Genomic DNA, 17698 nt, shown 5'->3' with positions numbered 1-17698 from the left:
CCCCGGCGTGGTCATGTAAGTCCGGGCGAATCCCTGCCTGCTCCGGACTCCCGTTACCGTGCGGTCCGGGGGTAGCGCTGTACATCGGCTCACTCCTGCGCGGCGCCGTCGTCGTCCTCGCCCAACTCGATCGCGTCCGGGTCGCGCAGCGGGCGCAGGACGCCGGCGTCCGGGACGCTCGCGGTGAAGCTGTAGCGGCCGAGCAGGTTCAGGTTGCGGTGCTTGAGCGGGGACAGGCGGGCGATGTCCTCGTCCCTGATCTCGTGGCCTTCGGTGAGGAGCTGGGCGACGGCGGCGTCGATGTACTTCGTCGTCCAGAGCACGATGGCGTTGAGGACCAGGCCGAGGGTGCCGAGCTGGTCCTCCATGCCGTCGCGGTACGCCTGGTGGATGGTGCCGCGCTTGCCGTGGCACACGTCCCGGGCGAGCTTGTGGCGGGACTCCTGCACGGTGAGCTGCCGGTTCATCTGCCGGCGGTAGGTGTCGTCGACCGGGTCGACCACGCGCAGCAGGTGCTCGGTCTTCGCGATCCGCCCGTATTCGGCGAACGCCTGCCCCAGCGGGGTGGGGCGGCTCTCACGCCCGAACATGCGCAGCAGGTCGTAGGCGCGGACCTGGTTGGTGACCAGGGAACCGGCGACCTTCAGTATGTCCGGCCAGTGCGTGATCACCTTGTTCAGGTTCACGCGGTTGCGGGCCAGGTCTTCCAGGGCGCCGTAGGTTCCGGTCTCGACGCCGGGGAGTCCTCCTCGGCGGCGGTGCGGTCGTGCAGCAGGTCGGCGACGGCGGTGCGGATGGCGCCGCGGCTGACGCCGTGGTCGCGGGCGAGGGCGGCGATCGAGCGGCCCTCCAGGTACGCGGTGCGTACGTCGGCGGTCTTGTCGGCCGCCACGGCGGGGCGGCCGCCCTTGCTGCCCTTGGCTTCGGCGGCGCGCAGTCCGTCGTAGGTGAGCTCCCTCTGGAAGTCGCGATGGATATGGCCGGCAGCGGCGAGGGTCTGCACCATGAACTTCACGGTGGACAGGAGCTCGCCGGTGCGCGGGTGACGGGCGGTGAGGTCCATCCTCAACGTGCTCGATGTCCTCCACCGCGACCAGGTCGCCCTGCGCATCCATGAGGCGGTGATGTGGGCGCTGATGTTCCGACTGCCAAACCCGGCCAAGGCCGCCTGAAGGCCCGGCGAGCCAGGCGAGATCCTCTACTTCGCCCCTGATGCGCTCGGATGGGAGGCCTTGGGCGCCGGCCACTCAGCGTGGCTGTCTTGGATCTTCTCCGGAGGACTCCAGGAGTTCTATGAAGGCCTGCGGTGGACGGCTGGCGCAGCGAGGTCTCCGTGCTGGACGGCCGGCAGGGGTTGTCGTTCTTCCCACCGTTGTGGTCGGCAGAGGCCCGCCAGGATCTGTCGGCGACCAGCCGTCGCGCGGTGCCCATGGCGGAACTCCTTGGCCTGAGCCGCGACTCGTGCCTTCAGTTCGATGGCACCGACCCGGGCTTCCTCGGAGTCGCATGATCCGGCTCACCCGTCCAGACGCCGATAGCAGATGAGGGTGGCGGCGATGCCGGCGAACGCGAGGAAGTGTTCGGCCTTGCGCTCGTAGCGGCGGTGCAGACGGCGGCATCAGCGAGCCATGCCACCGTTCGCTCCACGGTCCAACGGTGACGGCCCAAGCGCTGGCTTCCGGCTCGGTCACCCCGGCGGCCACGTTCGTGCAGATGTTTGGATTCTGTCAGCTCTGATGGGCGATCGCGTCGATGGTTTGATGCCCACCATGCCACGCCGGACGGCGCGTACACACCTGTGGCGTACACACCTGGGTGGCCCCGGTCCTGGACGGACCCAGGGCTCGCACGGGCCTGCTCACCGCAGGCCCTCCAGGCTCAAGATCGGGCTGTCGTCGTTCAACCAGGCGAAAGGACGGCCGTCTGCGTAGTTCACCAGTCAACGTGTTGCACAAAGTGATGACCACACGTCTCGCGAGTGCACTTGGACCCAGAGTTGGGTTCCTTGAAGGAAGGGCACGGGTAGTCAGGGTCAAAGCATTGCGCGCACACAGAGACCTCTGCCTCCAACTCCAGTAGCTCACGGGCCCTTTCATGCACCTCTAGAAGTCGAGCCTCAGCCTCATTCAGCTCAGCGAGAATCTCCCTCTGAGCGTCGGTCAGGTCGGCGGGCACTGGTATCACGACCTTCCAGCCAGGCGTCACGATCTCAAGGACCGGCTTCTCAGGCGAGGTCCTACCTTTCCAGCATCACACCGGTGAGCCACTGACGCACCCCTGCCACGGGGCGACTACAGCCGGCTGGATGCGAGGCCATGTACGGCTGGGCACCTGCGCGCGACCCTGGCCCGTCTCCCGGGACTCCTGCACGGTGAGCCGCCAGCAACGTAGAAAATAACAGCGAGTAGCTAACGACCTAGGAATGTGCTGCACGGCGTCCCACCCCGCCCGCCCCGGACGGCCCGAGGCGCGTGCTGTACGTACCGGGCCCACACGTAAGACTCGGTTCGACACGAACCGACACGAACCGACACGATGGGCTGGCTGTAGAACGAGGGGATGGAGCCCAGCTGTTTGCTGTTATGGACATCATGGATTCCAGCTCTCACCACTCGCCAGGCGGGGCTGCGGCTTGGGAGACATTCCCGCACACAGCAATCGACGCACAGGAGTTGGCGGCGAAGTACGAGACCCCGGAGTCGATGGAGGCGGCGTTCCGCGCGGCCCTCGCCCGGATCCAGGCGGGCGAACTGCCCAACCTGAAGCTTCCGACGTACCACCAGGCCCCGCCGGCACCGACGGGCCGCCCGAAGATCCAGGTCGCCTGACGGGCGAGAAGGCGCAGAGCAGACAGAAGGCCCTCCACGTGATGGAGGGCCTTCCGCGCCTGAGTAACTGTTGCCTTCACTATATCCGCCGGCCCATGGTCGGCACACCCGGAACGTGCATCGCGCGGCTGCCGTTCCCCGATCGGGCGCCGCCCCAGCGCCCTGTGCTGGGGGTCCTGCATAGCTGGACCGATAGCTTCCGGGCGGCCCGAAACCTCATCTGAGAGCCAAGTCGGACACCCGGTCGAGTAGGGAGTTTGGGGAGTATGGCTGTAATGCCCGATTCTATGAAAGTAAGGCGAAGTGGGCTCTACCGCGAATAGAGTCGCAGGTCAGGAAGTCTGCTCCCCGCGCATGCGGGGATGACCCCGGCCCGCTCCACGATCCAACCAGTACCAGGGCGCTGCTCCCCGCGCATGCGGGGATGACCCCTACCGTTCCGGCCCCTCCTTTGAGGAGTACGCCTGCTCCCCGCGCATGCGGGGATGACCCCCCGATCGCAGCCTTGCGCCATGAGCGCGCGGACCTGCTCCCCGCGCATGCGGGGATGACCCCACCCACGTATCGACGCGGTCGCCCTACGCCTCCTGCTCCCCGCGCATGCGGGGATGACCCCGGCGACGCTGTTCCCGGCCCACTCAGCCACTTCTGCTCCCCGCGCATGCGGGGATGGCCCCGAGGTCCGGCCGCTGGTCGTCCCCGCGTACCGCTGCTCCCCGCGCATGCGGGGATGACCCCACCGGCACGGGCCGGCCGTCGGGGCGCACGCCCTGCTCCCCGCGCATGCGGGGATGACCCCCGGAAGCTCATGCCGGTGACCGTGCCGTCCGCCTGCTCCCCGCGCATGCGGTGATGACCCCCGGTCGACGACGGCGCGCAGGATTCCGCGGTGCTGCTCCCCGCGCATGCGGGGATGACCCCTCCGCCAGGAAGCGGGCGATCTCCCCGAGCGACTGCTCCCCGCGCATGCGGGGATGACCCCAGCAGGTCGGCGGACGTCGTCGCCATGTCCCGGCTGCTCCCCGCGCCTGCGGAGATCACCCCCTGGACCCGGTGGAGAACGCCGAGGCGGCATTCTGTTCCCGCGCATGCGGGGATGTCCCCGCCGGGAAGGCGATCCACTGCTCCCCGCGCATGCGGGGATGGCCCCGAGTAGGCCATCGACCTCTGGCACGAGTTCGACTGTAGAGGTCTCCCGAGCTGCTGGCGGGCAGCAGGCACAGTCGTGGCTGCTGCCCGTTCTTGTTGCCGTGCTCCTTGGAGGTGCTGGATCGCAGGCGCCTGTGGATGCCTGGATTCGTGTCACGGTTCTCGTGGTGGTGCTGGTCATTGCCGTCTGGTTGTCACCCACATGGGTGATGTCGGCGCAAACCCGTTCGGCGTGGATCCGATCACCTGATACAGCTCTGATCACCTGATCAAGGGCGGGCTCGGTACGGGTCCGCCGTCCCAGTGGAGCCGGCGGCTTCGAGCTGGATCGGGCAGGCCGTGGCTCTGGGGGGATCCGCATGCACGACGAGCACACCGCGCACTGGAGCGCCGAGCTGACGCCTGCCGCGCGTTCGGTCTGGGCCAAGTACGACCAGAAGGCGGAGAAGTGGTTGCCCTTGTGGCGTCACATGGCCGACTCCGCCGCCATGGCGCGACGGCTGTGGGACGAGTGGACGCCGCACAACGTGCGGGAACTCGTCGCCGGGAGCCTTCCCGGCGGGGACGCCGACGCCCGGCTCCTCGTCGTCTGGCTGGCGGCCGTTCACGACATCGGCAAGGCGACGCCCGCCTTCGCCTGCCAGGTCGAACACCTGGCGCAGGACATGCGGGACGCAGGACTGGACATGCCCACTGCCAAGCAGCTCGGGGATTCCCGCAAGCGTGCTCCGCACGGGCTGGCCGGGCAGGTCCTGCTGGAGGAGTGGCTCGAACGGCGGGGGTGGTCCCCGCGAGCCGCGATGGCGTTCGGGATCTCCGTGGGCGGACATCACGGTGTGCTTCCCGGGCACGAGCACTTTCACGACCTCCACCAGCACCCGCACCTCCTGCGCACCGTCGGCCGGAGCGAACAGCGCTGGCGCCAGACCCAGGCCGAGCTGCTCGACGCGTGTGCCGCCGCCTACGGAGTCGAGGAGCGGCTGGCGGTCTGGCAGGGAGTCAAGCTGCCCCAGCCCGTTCAGGTGGTGTTGTCGGCCCTCGTGATCCTCGCGGACTGGATCGCCAGCAATTCGGACCTCTTCCTGCTCTATCCCGAAGACCGGCCCCGCGACGACAGTGAGCGCATCGAGGCTGCTTGGCGTGGGATCGAGCTCCCCAGGCCGTGGGGCCCGCCCGCTGTCGAGGAGAGCGCCCGGGCACTGTTCGAGGCGAGGTTCGGGCTTTCCGGGGTCCGCCCCCTGCAGGAGGAAGCGGTACGGCTGGCCCAGCGGGTTCCCGTCCCCGGACTGATGATCATCGAGGCGCCGATGGGGGAGGGGAAGACGGAGGCCGCGCTCGCCGTCGCCGAGATCTTCGCCTCCCGCACCCGCGCGGGCGGATGCTTCGTGGCGCTGCCTACGCGCGCCACGGCCAACGCCGTGTTCGGGCGCCTGCGCAAGTGGCTCGCCCGCCTCCCGGGGGACGAGGTGCGCACGGTCTCGCTGGCGCATTCCAAGGCCTTCCTCAACGAGGACTTCGCCCGGGACCTGCGAGCCGGCTCCCGCACCATCGCGGCGGTCGACATGGACGGCGCGGCCGATGCGGTCAGTTCCGTACGGGACGACCGTTGCGCCGCCGCCTCGGAGCTGGTCGCGCACCAGTGGCTGCGGGGCCGGAAGAAGGGCATGCTCGCACCCTTCGTCGTCGGCACCATCGACCAGCTCCTCTTCGCCGGGCTGAAGAGCCGCCATCTCGCCCTCCGGCACCTGGCCCTGGCGGGCAAGGTCGTCGTCATCGACGAGGTGCACGCCTACGACGCCTACATGAACGAGTACCTCGAGCGTGTGCTGTCCTGGCTCGGGCACTACCGCGTCCCCGTGGTGATGCTGTCCGCCACCCTGCCTGCCGAGCGGCGGCGCGCGCTCTCCCTCGCGTACGCCGGGACGACGACGGGGGAGCCGGAGAGCCTTCCCGCAAGGCCGGACGGTTCGGCGAACATCGCCTACCCGTTGATCACTGCCGTGGCGGCGGACCAGGACACGGTCACCGTCGCGCCGGCGGCCGCCGCCGGTCGGCGCAGGGAGATCGCCATCGAGCCGCTGGAGGACGACCTCGGCGCCTTGGCGGACCGCCTGGAGAGCGAGCTCTCCGGCGGAGGCTGCGCCCTGGTGATCCGCAACACCGTGGACCGTGTCCTGCAGGCGGCGGAGGTTCTCCGTGAGCGGTTCGAGCCCGATGCGGTGACCGTTGCCCACTCCCGCTTCGTCGACCTGGACCGCGCGGACAAGGACGACCGGCTCGTCGAGTGGTTCGGTCCGGACGGCAAGCGCCCCGTAGGGCCGCACATCGTGGTGGCGAGCCAGGTGGCGGAGCAGTCCCTGGACATCGACTTCGACGTCCTGGTCACCGACCTCGCGCCCGTGGACCTCATCCTGCAGCGCATGGGACGTCTGCACCGCCATGCCCGCGGCGAGGGACAACGCGGACGTCCTCCCAGGCTGCGCACGCCCCGGTGCCTGCTCACCGGCGTGGACTGGGGCGCGGAACCGCCGGTGCCCGCGTCCGGTTCGGCCGCCGTGTATGGGCGGCACGCGCTCATGCGCTCCCTCGCGGTGCTGCGGCCGCACCTGGACGGCCGCCCCGTGGTGCTCCCCGACGACATCAGCCCGCTCGTCCAGACCGCGTACGGGATCCCGACGCCTGCCGTCCCCGAGGCCTGGGCCGAGACCATGGCGAGCGCGCTCGCGGAACACGAGCGGGCCATGGCGGACCAGCGGCGCAAGGCCCAGTCGTACCGCATCGACGAGGTCCGCCGCCCCGGACGCTCCCTCGTCGGCTGGATCGACGCCGGCGTCGGCGACGCGGACGACACGCGTTCGGGTCGCGCCCAGGTCAGGGACGGCGAGGAAGCCCTTGAAGTCCTCGTGATCCAGCGTCGCGGCGACGGTACGTACGCCACGCTGCCCTGGCTGGGGCGTGGGCTCGGCGGACTGCAACTGCCGCTGGACGCCGTACCGCCGCCGCGTGCCGCCCGGGCCGCCGCGGCCAGCGCGCTGCGGCTCCCGTACCACTTCTGCAAACCCTGGCTCATCGACCGGGTGATCGACGAGCTGGAGCGGTTCCTCCCCGAGCAGTGGCAGACCAAGGAGAGCCACACCCTCGCCGGAGAGCTGTTCCTCGTACTCGACGAGGACTGTCAGACCCGCCTGGCAGGCTTCGACTTGCACTACAGCCAGACCGAAGGGCTGGAGGTCACTCCGGCCGGCGCCAAGGAAGTGAAGCTGGTGAAGGGCGTGCCCGGATTCGACCTCGTTTCCCGTCCGTGGTTGCCCGTCCAGTTATGTGACGGGTCCTCGGCGGAGTTCTCCCTGAAGGAGGTTTTTGCCCGTGCCGGAGAGATCAGGCGGCTGGTCGGCGACGTGCCGACGCAGGAGTTCGCCCTCATGCGGCTGCTGCTGGCCATCCTGCACGACGCGGTGGACGGCCCCGAGGACGTCGACGCCTGGCAGGAGCTGAGCGAGGACCCGCGGTCGTTCGCCGCCGTCGCGCCGTACCTGGACCGGCATCGCGAACGGTTCGACCTGCTCCACCCCACCCAGCCGTTCTTCCAGGTCGCGGATCTGCGGACGCAGAAGGACGAGGTGGCGTCCCTCAACCGGCTCGTGGCCGACGTTCCGAACGGCGAGCCCTTCTTCACGATGCGTCAGCCCGGCGCCGAGCAGCTCACCTTCGCCGAGGCGGCCCGCTGGCTCGTCCACGCCCACGCCTTCGACACCTCGGGCATCAAATCCGGTGCCGTCGGCGACCCGCGGGTCAAGGGCGGCAAGGTCTATCCGCAGGGCGTGGGGTGGGCGGGCAACCTCGGGGGAGTGTTCGCCGAGGGGGACGACCTCCGCCAGACGCTGCTCCTCAACCTCGTGGCGACCGACAACGCCGCGGTCACCGTCGACAAGGACGACCGCCCCGCCTGGCGCAGGGCCCCGTGCGGTCCGGAAGCGCTCACCGAGACCGAGGCCGCGGCCCGGCCCACGGGCCCCCGCGACCTCTACACCTGGCAGTCGCGCCGCATCCGCCTGCACCACGACGGCCGCGCCGTGCACGGCGTCGTCCTCTCCTACGGGGACCCCCTGCCGGCTTCCGACGGCCACCGCCGCGAACCCATGACCGGCTGGCGGCGCAGCATCCCGCAGGAGAAGAAGCTCGGCCGCCCGCTGGTCTACATGCCGCGGCAGCACGACCCCGCCCGCTCCGCCTGGCGCAGCCTCGAATCGCTGCTGACCTCCAGCACGGAGGAGCAGACGGTCCAGCGCGGTGAACCGGCCCGGTACCTCAGGGCCGGGGTGCTGAAGTGGATCGCCGAGCTCACGCACGAGCGGCTGCTGCCCCGCGACCTTCTGATCCGGCCGAGGCTGATCAGCGCGGTCTACGGCACCCAGCAGTCGGTCATCGACGAAGTCGTCGACGACGGCTTCGCGATGCCCGTACTCCTGCTGCACGAAACCGACCCGCGGTACGCACGAGAGGCCATCGAGGCGGTCGAGGACAGCACCAAGGCGGTCAACGCGCTCGGGGACCTCGCGGCCGACCTGGCGAGGGCGGCGTCCCGGGCACCGGATCCGTCCCGCGACACGGCCCGCGACCTGGGCTTCGGCCTGCTCGACGGCCCGTACCGGCAGTGGCTGGCCGGGCTGGGCGACACCGACGATCCGCATGCCGCCCGCTTCGGCTGGCAGCGGACCGCGTACCGGATCGTCCGCGATGCCGCGGAACGGCTGCTCGCGGACGCCAACGAGGCGGCCTGGCTCGACAACGCCGCAGCCGAACGCTTCTTCCAGGCCAGGCTCAGCAAGGCACTTCCCCTGCGGAACGCCACGGTCGGCGCCGCGGACGCACCAGAAGGGGACACCGAACCCAGCAAGGAGACAAGCCGATGACGGAGACCGCGCCGCTCGCCCCGGCGCCCGCGACATCACCACCACGACAACCACAGCCGGCGAACGGCGGCACGAGCGGAAGGCGGGAGCGCGGTCTCGTGGGCGAGGCCGTCGCCCAGCGCATCCGCGTCCTTCAGCACGAGTACCAGAACGACCAGCCCCACGCCGTTCAGACCCTCGCACGACTGCGCAGGGGCATCGGCCGGCAGGCCAACGAGACGCCGGACCTGTGGGGACTCGTGGGCATGGAGAGCTTCTACGCTTCCCAGCCGGCCGGGCGCCGTCTGCAGGAGTCGGAGATCCTGCGGGCGGAACGTGCCGCGCACGTGGCCATGACCCTGTGGGCCCTGCACCAGCAGTCCAACCGTTCGAAGCGGATGCACGTCGCGGACGGGGCCTCCCTCGGCGGTGCCGTGCGGCGCCTGATGCCCGATGCCGACGGAGGCGCCGACAATCCGGTCCGCAAGAGGCTCTTACGGGCGGGGACGGCGACGACGTTCGACGTGCTCGCCCAGCGGCTGCGAGAACTGGTCGTCCTGCTGCGCGCCGCCGAGATCCCGCTCGATTACGGCCTGCTCGCCGATCACCTCGACCAGTGGCAGCGGCCGGGCGGTGCCGGCGCGGTCCGGCAGGCATGGGGGCGGGGCTTCCACGCGTACCGGCCCGCGACCGGCGCCGGCGATGGCCGAAGCGACGCAACCCGACGACCCGGCGGCGATACCGGCGGCGACACCGATGTCGCCGTCGTCGACGCCGCCGCGAACGACACGAAGGACTACTCATGAGCCGCACCATCATTGACGTCCACATCCTGCAGACCGTGCCCCCGAGCAACATCAACAGGGACGACACGGGAGCTCCCAAGAGCGCGGTGTACGGAGGGGTGCGCCGTTCCCGGGTGTCCAGCCAGGCCTGGAAGAAGGCCACCCGCAAGGCCTTCGAGGAACTGCTGGACCCCGCCGAGCTGGGCGTACGGACGAAGAAGGTGGTGGATGCCCTCACCGAGCGCATCATCGCCCGGGAAGGGTCGCTGAAGGCGGAGGAGGTCTGGCCGATGGCGGCCGAGATCGTCCTCGTCGCCACCGGGGCCAAGGTGGAGGCCGCACGCAAGACGACGGGCAAGGCCGGCAAGGCCGACGCGGAGGAGGGGGAAGCCGAGGCCAAGGCCCCGCAGTCCTCGTACCTCCTCTTCCTCAGCGCCCGCCAGCTCGACGGCCTGGCCGAGCTGGCGATCGAGGGCATCGGCAAGAAGGCCGAACCCAAGGTGTTCCTGAAGGACGCCGAGACCAAGTCCCGCGCGAAGAAGATCGCGGCCACCCGGCACTCCGTCGACATCGCCCTCTTCGGCCGGATGGTGGCCGACAACACCGACATCAACGTCGACGCCGCCGCTCAGGTCGCCCATGCGCTCAGTGTCCACCCCGTGGACCTGGAGGCGGACTACTTCACCGCCGTGGACGACCAGAACAGCGACGCGGAGCCCGGCGCGGGAATGATCGGCACCGTCGACTTCAACTCCGCCACGCTCTACCGCTACGCGGCCGTGGACGTCGATCTGCTGGCCAGGAACCTGGACGCGGGACTCACCGAGGGCGAACGCGCGGGGGAGTCCGTCCGCCGGGCGGTCGAGGCCTTCGTCGAGGGCTTCACCCTCTCCATGCCCACCGGGAAGATCAACACCTTCGGCAACAACACCCTGCCGGACGCGGTCATCGTCAAGGTGCGGTCGGCCCGCCCCGTCAGCTTCGTCGGAGCCTTCGAAAGCCCGATCGCTCAGGGCACCGCCGAGGGACACGTCCGTGCCGCGTGCGAGGCTCTCGCCGCACACGTGCCGGCCGTGGAGGAGGCCTTCGGCGCAACGGCGGACCACACGTGGGTCGTCAGGGTCGGCAAGCAGACGGAGGACCTGGCTCCGCTCGGCGAGCAAGTCACCCTGCGGCAACTCGTCACCAAGGTGGGCGAGGCAGTGACGGACCGCCTGGGGAAGCAGGGATGACCGTCCTCGTCCTACGTCTGGCGGGCCCCCTGCAGTCCTGGGGCTCGTCAGCCAGGTTCGCGCGCCGCACCACCGAGGGGGCGCCCACCAAGAGCGGCGTCATCGGCATGCTCGCCGCCGCGCTGGGCCGGGACCGCGGCGCCGACCTGTCGGACCTCGCCGAGCTGGCCTTCGCCGTACGGACCGACCAGCCCGGCACCCGCCTGCGTGACTTCCAGACCGCGCACCACGCCGACACCGACAAAGCCATGCCCGTCTCCGAGCGCTTCTACCTGGCCGACGCGGTCTTCCTCGCGGCGGTCGCCGGCGACGACGAACTGATCCGCGCCCTGGCGGCCGCCGTGCGCGCCCCCGTCTACCTCCCGTACCTGGGACGACGGTCCTGCCCGCCGCAGGGCCCCCTGGACCTGGGCATCAGAAACGGCGACGACCCCGCGGAAACGCTGCGACACGAACCGTGGCAGGCGGCCCCCTGGCATCAGCAGCGGCACCGGCGGCAGGCTTCGGTACCGCTCCGGATCCACGCCGACGCCACGCCCGCGGACACCGGACGTGCGATCGGCGACGCACTGCGGGACCAGCCGCTCAGCTTCGACCCCGCGCATCGCCGCTACGCACTCCGCACCGTCGTATCGACCACCGTCGAGGTGCCGAACCCGGCCTTCCGGCCCGACACACGGCCCAAGAGCGCGCAGGGAAGCCGGGTACCCGCCCCTCGCCACGACCCCGCAGCCCTGCTCACACCGCTGCCCACGCAGCCCCCGCTGGACGGTCCCTGATGTATCTGACCCGCTTCCGGATCAACACCGCACGGTCGGGCGCCCGCAGGCTGCTCACCTCGCCGCAGCACATGCACGCCGCCGTCATGTCGTCGTTCGCCGGCGCACTGCCCAGCGACGGCAACACCTCGCGAGTTCTCTGGCGCCTCGACCACAACTCGCGTGCGGAGGTGCTGCTCTTCATGGTCAGCGAAGAGCGACCGGACCTCACCCACCTCGTGGAACAGGCCGGCTGGCCCACCACGGCCACGTGGCAGACGTACGACTACAAGTCCTTCCTCGACGGACTCACCAAGGGCAGCGTCTGGGACTTCCGCCTCACCGCCAACCCGGTCCACTACGTGCGCCGCACGCCCGACGAACCCACCAAGCGGACCGCCCACCGCACGCCGCGCCACCAGATGAACTGGCTGCTCACCCAGCAGGAACGCGCCGGATTCCGCGTGCTTCAGACACCGGCCGACCAGCGCCGCCTGGCTCAGGGGGACGAGAACCAGCTGACGGTCCGCAACGAGCAGCGCCACCGGTTCCAGAAGACGGAGGGGACGACGGGGCAGGCCAACCGGGTCCCCTTGGTCACGGTCACCTTCGACGGCCGCCTCGAAGTCACCGACCCCACCGCCCTGCGCCGCACCCTCGTACTGGGGCTGGGCAAGGCGAAGGCGTACGGCTGCGGCCTGATGACGCTCGCCCGCGGAGGCGGCCGGTGACCACCATCGCCAAGCGGCCCGCCTCGACCCCGCGCGAACTGACCCGCGTCGCCGAGCGGATCTCCTTCCTCTACCTGGAACGGTGCACCATCCACCGCGACGCCAACGCCATCACGGCCGAGGACGCCGACGGCACCACGCACATCCCGTCCGCCACGATAGGCACCCTGCTCCTCGGCCCCGGGACCCGCATCACCCACCAGGCCATGAGCGTCCTCGCCGACAGCGGCGCGGCGGTCGCCTGGGTCGGCGAGCACGGCGTCCGCTACTACGCCGGCGGCCGTTCGCTGAGCCGGTCCTCAGCCCTCGTGGAGGCGCAGGCCACGAGCTGGGCCAACCGGCGCACCAGGCTGGAGGTGGCGCGGGCGATGTACCGCCTGCGCTTCCCCGACGAAGACCCCTCGGGCCTGACCCGACAGGAACTCCTGGGCCGCGAAGGACGCCGCCTCAAGGAGTGCTACCGCCGCCAGGCGGACCGTACCGGCGTCCGCTGGCAAGGCCGGCACTACGTGCCCGGGGACTTCAGCGCCGGGGACGCCCCGAACCAGGCCGTGACCGCCGCCGCGCAGTGCATGTACGGCGTCGCGCACGCAGTCGTGGCAGCGCTGGGGTGCTCGACCGGCCTCGGCTTCGTCCACTCAGGGCACGAACTGTCCTTCGTCCTCGACGTGGCCGACCTCTACAAGACGGAGATCGGCATCCCCGTGGCGTTCGACGTGGCCGCGGAAAGCGACCTGGACGTCGGCTCACGCACGCGGCGCGCGCTGCGCGACGCGATCAACCGGACCCGGCTCCTGGACCGGTGCGTGGACGACATCAAGCGCCTGCTGCTCCCGCTCCCGTCGACCGGCGGCGGGCCGGACGACGGGGTCGACCGGGTGACACTCCAGTCGGACCGCGACATCGCCGTCCCCGCCGGCCGTAATTACGCCGACGAGGTGTCCTGGTGACGGTCATCGTCCTGACCCAATGCCCGGTGGGCCTCCGAGGGTTCCTGACGCGGTGGCTCCTGGAGATCTCACCCGGCGTCTTCATCGGAGGCCCCTCGGCGAGGATCAGGGCGGCGTTGTGGGAGGAGGTCAAGCAGTACACCGGCATCGGACGCGCCCTCCTCGCCTACAACACGGACAACGAGCAGGGGTTCGCGTTCGAGACGCACGACCACAAGTGGGAGCCGGTCGACCGGGAAGGCATCACCTTGATCCACCGCCCGAGCGAGCGCACTACGCCCCGGACCACCCTGCCGGCCTCCGGCTGGAGCAAGGCCGCCAAACGACGCCGCTTCGGCAATCGCTGAGCGGGGGCGTCACTACCGACAAGCCGCGCCAGTGAAGAGCCCGCCACCTGCGTCGTCAGCCCGCCCGCCCACCGATCACCACAGGCGCTTGGCCATGAGGCAAATCAACGTCACACACCGACCGTGGGGGCCGCGTTGCGCGGTTGGCGAGGGTGAGCGGTCTCGAGCGTGTAGCGGAAGTCGGGGTCGTGTACGAGGTAGCCGATGGTGCCGTATTCACCAGAGATCAAGATGGGAAGGTGGACGTTGCAGGTCTGGCCAGGGGCGGTGCCGGGGTACTCGAGTCGGATTCCCGGAGGCTCGTCGGGGAATGTGTCGAACACCCACCTCGCCGGTCCGGAGTGCGTACCACTGTCGGCCTCGCCGCAGCCGCGTCCCCTCCCCCGTCCGGGGCCGACCAGACGCCCTGAACGTCACTGGGGGTGGGTCGGGGACGGGCGTATTCGTGCGACAGCTCGGTGACGAAGCCGGCGAGCACAGCAGTGGTGACCGCCAAAGCGGCAGCCAAACGATTGGGCAGCTCTCCGAGTCATGGCAATACCTCAAGAACCTCCTCCACAACCCGGACCGCGCCGTCGGCCACCACCTGGTCTGGCTCGCCGACGTCTTCCGCGTGATCGGGTAGGACACCGCCCGTTAACTGGCACCGTGCAACGAGCGCGAAGCCACGCCACCGCAGCCGACCCGTATCGCCACTCGCGCCACCTATGCCTGAATGACTGATATGCCCGAGTCCGCGAAAGTGCTCCGAAACGTCCTGTCCACTGCCTAAAGTGGCAGGTCAATAAGCTGCTCCCCCCCCGCATGCGGGGATGAACCCCGATGGGCCTGCTTCGTCTGCAACGTCTCGGATTGCTCCCTGCGCATGCAGGGATGAACCCGTGGACTTCGACCGCGCTGTCATCCTCGGCGACTGCTCCCCGCGCACGCGGGGATGAACCCAACGGCGACAGGATGTACGCCGCGATCGACGGCTGCTCCCTGCGCATGCGGGGATGAACCAGTGAACACCGTGAACGGCAAGCTGGGCCCGGCCTGCGGCGCCTACAGGGTGAACCCTCCGAACAGCGCACGGCCGAGGCCTGTTCACTCGTCCCCGGATGCTGGAGTGCAGCTGTCGTCGGGCTCCGAAACTGCGGAACCCCGAACCTGTTTCCCGCGCATGCGGGGATGAAACCGAGGGCGAGGCCCGCCTTCTGCGTGCCACTCTTCTGCTCCCTGGGCAGCTGGCGGGCGGGTACGACGCCGGTGTCGCAGGGGGACTTTTGTCCGCGGACAAAACTCGTTCCTTGGCTTCGGCAGGCCCGCCGGACCCAGGTCCCTTGGGATGGGTCAGCGGTTGGGTGGGAGTGCGAAGTTCGCTCCGCCGGTCGAGGATCCCGAGCTCTGCCTGCATTTCCTGGTGACAGGGCTGAGGTTTCGACGGCTCAGCATGGCGACCCTGGTCGCCGATGCCCGGGCCGAAGCCGCCCGGCGTGGTGCACGGCTGCCCGGACGCACTGCTGGGAGGTGGCCCGAGTGGTACTCGTACGCGCGCCGCGACTCATGCCTGTCTACGCGCACCGCTTCATGCCCGCCGGTCGTGACACTCCAGGACATCCGGTCCGGTCGGTGTGGGGAACCGACATCATCTGCTACGGCCGCGATCTGGCCGACTACATCGATCAGGAGTTCGGTGAGGTCGACGAGGACGCGCCTTGGGTCCCGCAGGCGGCATCCGTGCAGTTCTGGAAGGACTTCCTCAGCTGAGAGTCGGCGTGATCACTGCCCGGGTGCCGCCGTTGTCGACATGGGACCCCGCCTACTCTGGTGTGGCGCGAGTCGCCCGCCTTCTCGGCTGCGATCGAGCCGGTGCTGTGTGGGACAAGGCGTGGGTGTCCGCGGCTTCCCTCCCCTCGTACGCCGCGAGCTGCGCCGCACCGCCAAGTGGCGGAGCCGGCGAGCGGCTGGTAGCGCGGCACTGGCCGTCGCCTGCGACGAACTCCGCCGACGCACCGCCGAGCGCCGCTACCGCAGCTGGTTCCGGCAGCACGACGACCACGTTGCCGACTGATGGAACCGAACCCGTGGCAGGCAGTGCGGCAACGCTGCGCGGGCGGTGTCGCCACTCGTCTACGCTCAAGCCCCGTAGCGTGTGCCCACTGCGGCGACGATTCAGGGCTGACGGCCCCTGCCCGACGGAATGAGTGCATGGACAGCGAACCTCTGCAGATCCCCCTCGATCAGCTCAGGAGCGCCTTCGAGCTGGCCCTGCAACACATCGACGCGGCTGATGACGGATCAGTGGCGACGCTCGACCACGACTACTTCTGGTCCATCCCGGCCGATGAGCTCTACGACGTCGCCAACGAACCGAGGACGATGACAATCGGCCAGGTCTCCGAGTCATGGCAACACCTCGAGAACCTCCTCCACAACCCGGACCGCGCCGTCGGCCACCATCTGGTCTGGCTCGCCGACGTCCTCCGCGCGATCGGGCAGGGCGCCGCCCGTTAACCGCCACCCGCTCGAGGAGCGCGAAGCCACGTCACCGCAGCCGACCTGTACTGCCCTTTACGCCGCCTATGCCCTGCATGCTCTGTATGTCTGAACCCGCGAAAGTGCTCCGAAACGCCTCGACCACTGTTTAAAGTGGCAGGTCAATAAGCCTGCTCCCCGCGCACGCGGGGATGACCCTGAGCACCTGGCCGCGCTGCATCACCAGGTCCACTGCTCCCCGCGCACGCGGGGATGACCCCTTGCAGCACGACTACAAGTAGAACTGTGAGTTCTGCTCCCCGCGCACGCGGGGATGACCCCGTCAAGAAGGTGGACCGGGAGAACCGGCCCTGCTGCTCCCCGCGCACGCGGGGATGACCCCGCCGGACATCGAGAAGGCGGAGCGGAAGGCCACTGCTCCCCGCGCACGCGGGGATGACCCCTCGCGAAGTTCAAGGAGATCGACCTCTCGGTCCTGCTCCCCGCGCACGCGGGGATGACCCCGCCTGATCCTGAACGGGGGGCCGCGTGACCTGCTGCTCCCCGCGCACGCGGGGATGACCCCAGTGCTTTGCCGTTCTCTGGGGTAAGGGAGCCACTGCTCCCCGCGCACGCGGGGATGACCCCGGGTGATTCACGTGCGCGGGCGTGGCCGGGAGCTGCTCCCCGCGCACGCGGGGATGACCCCGGCCTGATCGCGCTGATCCTGATGAAGCCAGTGCTGCTCCCCGTGCACGCGGGGATGACCCCTGGCACGCCGGCGCGGCGTCCGCAGACGAGACCCTGCTCCCCGCGCACGCAGGGATGACCCCTACGTGGCCGACCGGCTCGCGAAGGAGACCGCCTGCTCCCGGGCACGCGGGGGATGACCCCTATGCGTTTCTGCAACCACCTGCGACGCAGGGCTGCTCCCTGGGCGTGTGGGGACGTACCCTGCGTCGGCCCCGGTGGGTTCACGAGTCCGCTGTTTGCTGCGCCGTGGTGATGGCCTCTTGTTGCACGCTTCATGAACAACGCCGGATGTCGAGACCGTGCGGGTCTTCGACGGATCACCCGCAACTGAGGGCCGGTGAGACGTGCGCGGTTTTGTGCGGCTACGCATACGACTCCTGTCCACCACGTCGAAGGGCAGCCGCCGCCTCGCGCATGCTGAGGAAAGCCATGGCAGGGTGCGGGGAAGGTGTTAACCCCCTTACTGGGTGGTGCCAGCGGAAGTGTCTGATGGCGTTCACTTCTGTTTCTCAAATGGGCTCAAATGTACACAGTCCACCTCGACTAGCACTGGTCGGCGGGAAAGCGCAGTGAGTAACGCCCTTTGCGCACCCTCAGTGCACACATGGCATGGCGGCGGTCCAGCCCGTATGTTCCTCGGCAACGGAGCGCCGTTCGGGCGGATTTGAGGGAGAGCAGCATGGGGAGCAGCAAGGGGTCGTCCTACCAGGGCGACCCTCAAATCACGAGGGGACGGATCGCGGAGCTGGCCGGCGTCACGCGGCCGGCGGTCACGACCTGGGAGCGCCGTTCCACGGACTTTCCCTCGCCCAGACG

The 17698-nt window shown here is 69.7% G+C and carries 13 protein-coding genes, 3 pseudogenes and 2 CRISPR repeat arrays; of the genes and pseudogenes, 13 read left to right on the top strand and 3 right to left on the bottom strand.

Translation table 11 applies throughout. From position 1 onward, the window contains the following. Positions 1 to 89: 89 nt before the first annotated feature. Both ACFY61_RS19055 and ACFY61_RS19050 read right to left on the bottom strand, forming a co-directional pair. Positions 90 to 752, bottom strand: a pseudogene (locus ACFY61_RS19055) (Tn3 family transposase); the annotation flags it as partial. Further along, positions 683 to 1063 carry a hypothetical protein gene (locus ACFY61_RS19050; protein ID WP_389473667.1) on the bottom strand — a complete coding sequence of 127 codons (381 nt, stop codon included), beginning with the start codon at positions 1061 to 1063 and terminating at the stop codon, positions 683 to 685. The pseudogene ACFY61_RS19055 and the gene ACFY61_RS19050, both read right to left, overlap by 70 nt. A gap of 169 nt (positions 1064 to 1232) precedes the next feature. On the opposite strand from ACFY61_RS19050, the pseudogene ACFY61_RS19045 reads away from it, so the two are divergent. Continuing rightward, a pseudogene (locus ACFY61_RS19045) lies at positions 1233 to 1510 on the top strand (DUF2625 family protein). A 6-nt stretch (positions 1511 to 1516) separates the two neighbouring features. Here ACFY61_RS19045 and ACFY61_RS19040 read toward each other — a convergent pair. After that, positions 1517 to 1698, bottom strand: a pseudogene (locus ACFY61_RS19040) (transposase); the annotation flags it as partial. Positions 1699 to 2672: 974 nt separating this feature from the next. Between ACFY61_RS19040 and ACFY61_RS19035 the strand changes: the two are divergent. From ACFY61_RS19035 to ACFY61_RS18980, 12 genes are all read left to right on the top strand, one after another. Beyond that, a complete protein-coding gene (locus tag ACFY61_RS19035) occupies positions 2673 to 2828 on the top strand; it encodes a hypothetical protein (RefSeq protein WP_389473378.1) in 156 nt (51 codons plus the stop codon). 341 nt (positions 2829 to 3169) lie between these two features. Then, a CRISPR array of direct repeats spans positions 3170 to 3932; the repeat unit is 29 nt; unit sequence CTGCTCCCCGCGCATGCGGGGATGACCCC. Positions 3933 to 4336: 404 nt separating this feature from the next. Next, positions 4337 to 8890, top strand: coding sequence for a type I-E CRISPR-associated protein Cse1/CasA (gene casA, locus ACFY61_RS19030; RefSeq protein ID WP_389473376.1), 4554 nt, complete (start codon positions 4337 to 4339; stop codon positions 8888 to 8890). Next, complete coding sequence (casB, locus tag ACFY61_RS19025; RefSeq protein WP_389473374.1) at positions 8887 to 9675, top strand: type I-E CRISPR-associated protein Cse2/CasB; 789 nt, start codon at positions 8887 to 8889, stop codon at positions 9673 to 9675. The genes casA and casB overlap by 4 nt, the downstream gene beginning before the upstream one ends. Further along, positions 9672 to 10886: a type I-E CRISPR-associated protein Cas7/Cse4/CasC gene (gene cas7e / locus ACFY61_RS19020; RefSeq protein WP_389473372.1), complete on the top strand. Its 1215-nt coding sequence runs from the start codon at positions 9672 to 9674 to the stop codon at positions 10884 to 10886. The genes casB and cas7e overlap by 4 nt, the downstream gene beginning before the upstream one ends. Further along, positions 10883 to 11665: a type I-E CRISPR-associated protein Cas5/CasD gene (gene cas5e, locus ACFY61_RS19015; protein ID WP_389473370.1), complete on the top strand. Its 783-nt coding sequence runs from the start codon at positions 10883 to 10885 to the stop codon at positions 11663 to 11665. Before cas7e ends, cas5e begins: the two co-directional genes overlap by 4 nt. Then, the gene (gene cas6e / locus ACFY61_RS19010) at positions 11665 to 12375 is read left to right on the top strand and encodes a type I-E CRISPR-associated protein Cas6/Cse3/CasE (protein WP_389473368.1); all 711 of its coding nucleotides are present in this window, start codon (positions 11665 to 11667) and stop codon (positions 12373 to 12375) included. Before cas5e ends, cas6e begins: the two co-directional genes overlap by 1 nt. Further along, positions 12372 to 13325 (top strand): type I-E CRISPR-associated endonuclease Cas1e, encoded by a 954-nt coding sequence (gene cas1e, locus ACFY61_RS19005; RefSeq protein ID WP_389473366.1) that lies wholly within the window; start codon positions 12372 to 12374, stop codon positions 13323 to 13325. Before cas6e ends, cas1e begins: the two co-directional genes overlap by 4 nt. Next, a complete protein-coding gene (gene cas2e / locus ACFY61_RS19000) occupies positions 13322 to 13672 on the top strand; it encodes a type I-E CRISPR-associated endoribonuclease Cas2e (RefSeq protein ID WP_389473364.1) in 351 nt (116 codons plus the stop codon). The genes cas1e and cas2e overlap by 4 nt, the downstream gene beginning before the upstream one ends. 445 nt (positions 13673 to 14117) lie before the next feature. Then, positions 14118 to 14297 carry a hypothetical protein gene (locus tag ACFY61_RS18995; RefSeq protein WP_389473363.1) on the top strand — a complete coding sequence of 60 codons (180 nt, stop codon included), beginning with the start codon at positions 14118 to 14120 and terminating at the stop codon, positions 14295 to 14297. Between the two features lie 986 nt (positions 14298 to 15283). Continuing rightward, positions 15284 to 15421, top strand: coding sequence for a hypothetical protein (locus ACFY61_RS18990; RefSeq protein WP_389473362.1), 138 nt, complete (start codon positions 15284 to 15286; stop codon positions 15419 to 15421). Between the two features lie 121 nt (positions 15422 to 15542). After that, complete coding sequence (locus ACFY61_RS18985) at positions 15543 to 15725, top strand: hypothetical protein (protein WP_389473361.1); 183 nt, start codon at positions 15543 to 15545, stop codon at positions 15723 to 15725. A gap of 137 nt (positions 15726 to 15862) precedes the next feature. Further along, positions 15863 to 16168, top strand: coding sequence for a hypothetical protein (locus tag ACFY61_RS18980; protein ID WP_389473359.1), 306 nt, complete (start codon positions 15863 to 15865; stop codon positions 16166 to 16168). 152 nt (positions 16169 to 16320) lie between these two features. After that, positions 16321 to 17084: a CRISPR direct-repeat array (repeat unit 29 nt; unit sequence CTGCTCCCCGCGCACGCGGGGATGACCCC). Between the last annotated feature and the right edge of the window lie 614 nt (positions 17085 to 17698).

This window comes from Streptomyces sp. NPDC012888 (assembly GCF_042900645.1).
Taxonomy (GTDB): Bacteria; Actinomycetota; Actinomycetes; order Streptomycetales; family Streptomycetaceae; genus Streptomyces.
This window is presented reverse-complemented; position numbering and strand designations above follow the sequence as displayed.

Coding starts and splice junctions, on each gene's coding strand:
- cas5e (WP_389473370.1), top strand. CDS start 10,883: ATGACCGTCCTCGTCCTACGTCTGGCGGGCCCCCTGCAGTCCTGGGGC.
- casB (WP_389473374.1), top strand. CDS start 8,887: ATGACGGAGACCGCGCCGCTCGCCCCGGCGCCCGCGACATCACCACCA.
- ACFY61_RS19050 (WP_389473667.1), bottom strand. CDS start 1,063: ATGGACCTCACCGCCCGTCACCCGCGCACCGGCGAGCTCCTGTCCACC.
- cas6e (WP_389473368.1), top strand. CDS start 11,665: ATGTATCTGACCCGCTTCCGGATCAACACCGCACGGTCGGGCGCCCGC.
- casA (WP_389473376.1), top strand. CDS start 4,337: ATGCACGACGAGCACACCGCGCACTGGAGCGCCGAGCTGACGCCTGCC.
- ACFY61_RS18980 (WP_389473359.1), top strand. CDS start 15,863: ATGGACAGCGAACCTCTGCAGATCCCCCTCGATCAGCTCAGGAGCGCC.
- cas7e (WP_389473372.1), top strand. CDS start 9,672: ATGAGCCGCACCATCATTGACGTCCACATCCTGCAGACCGTGCCCCCG.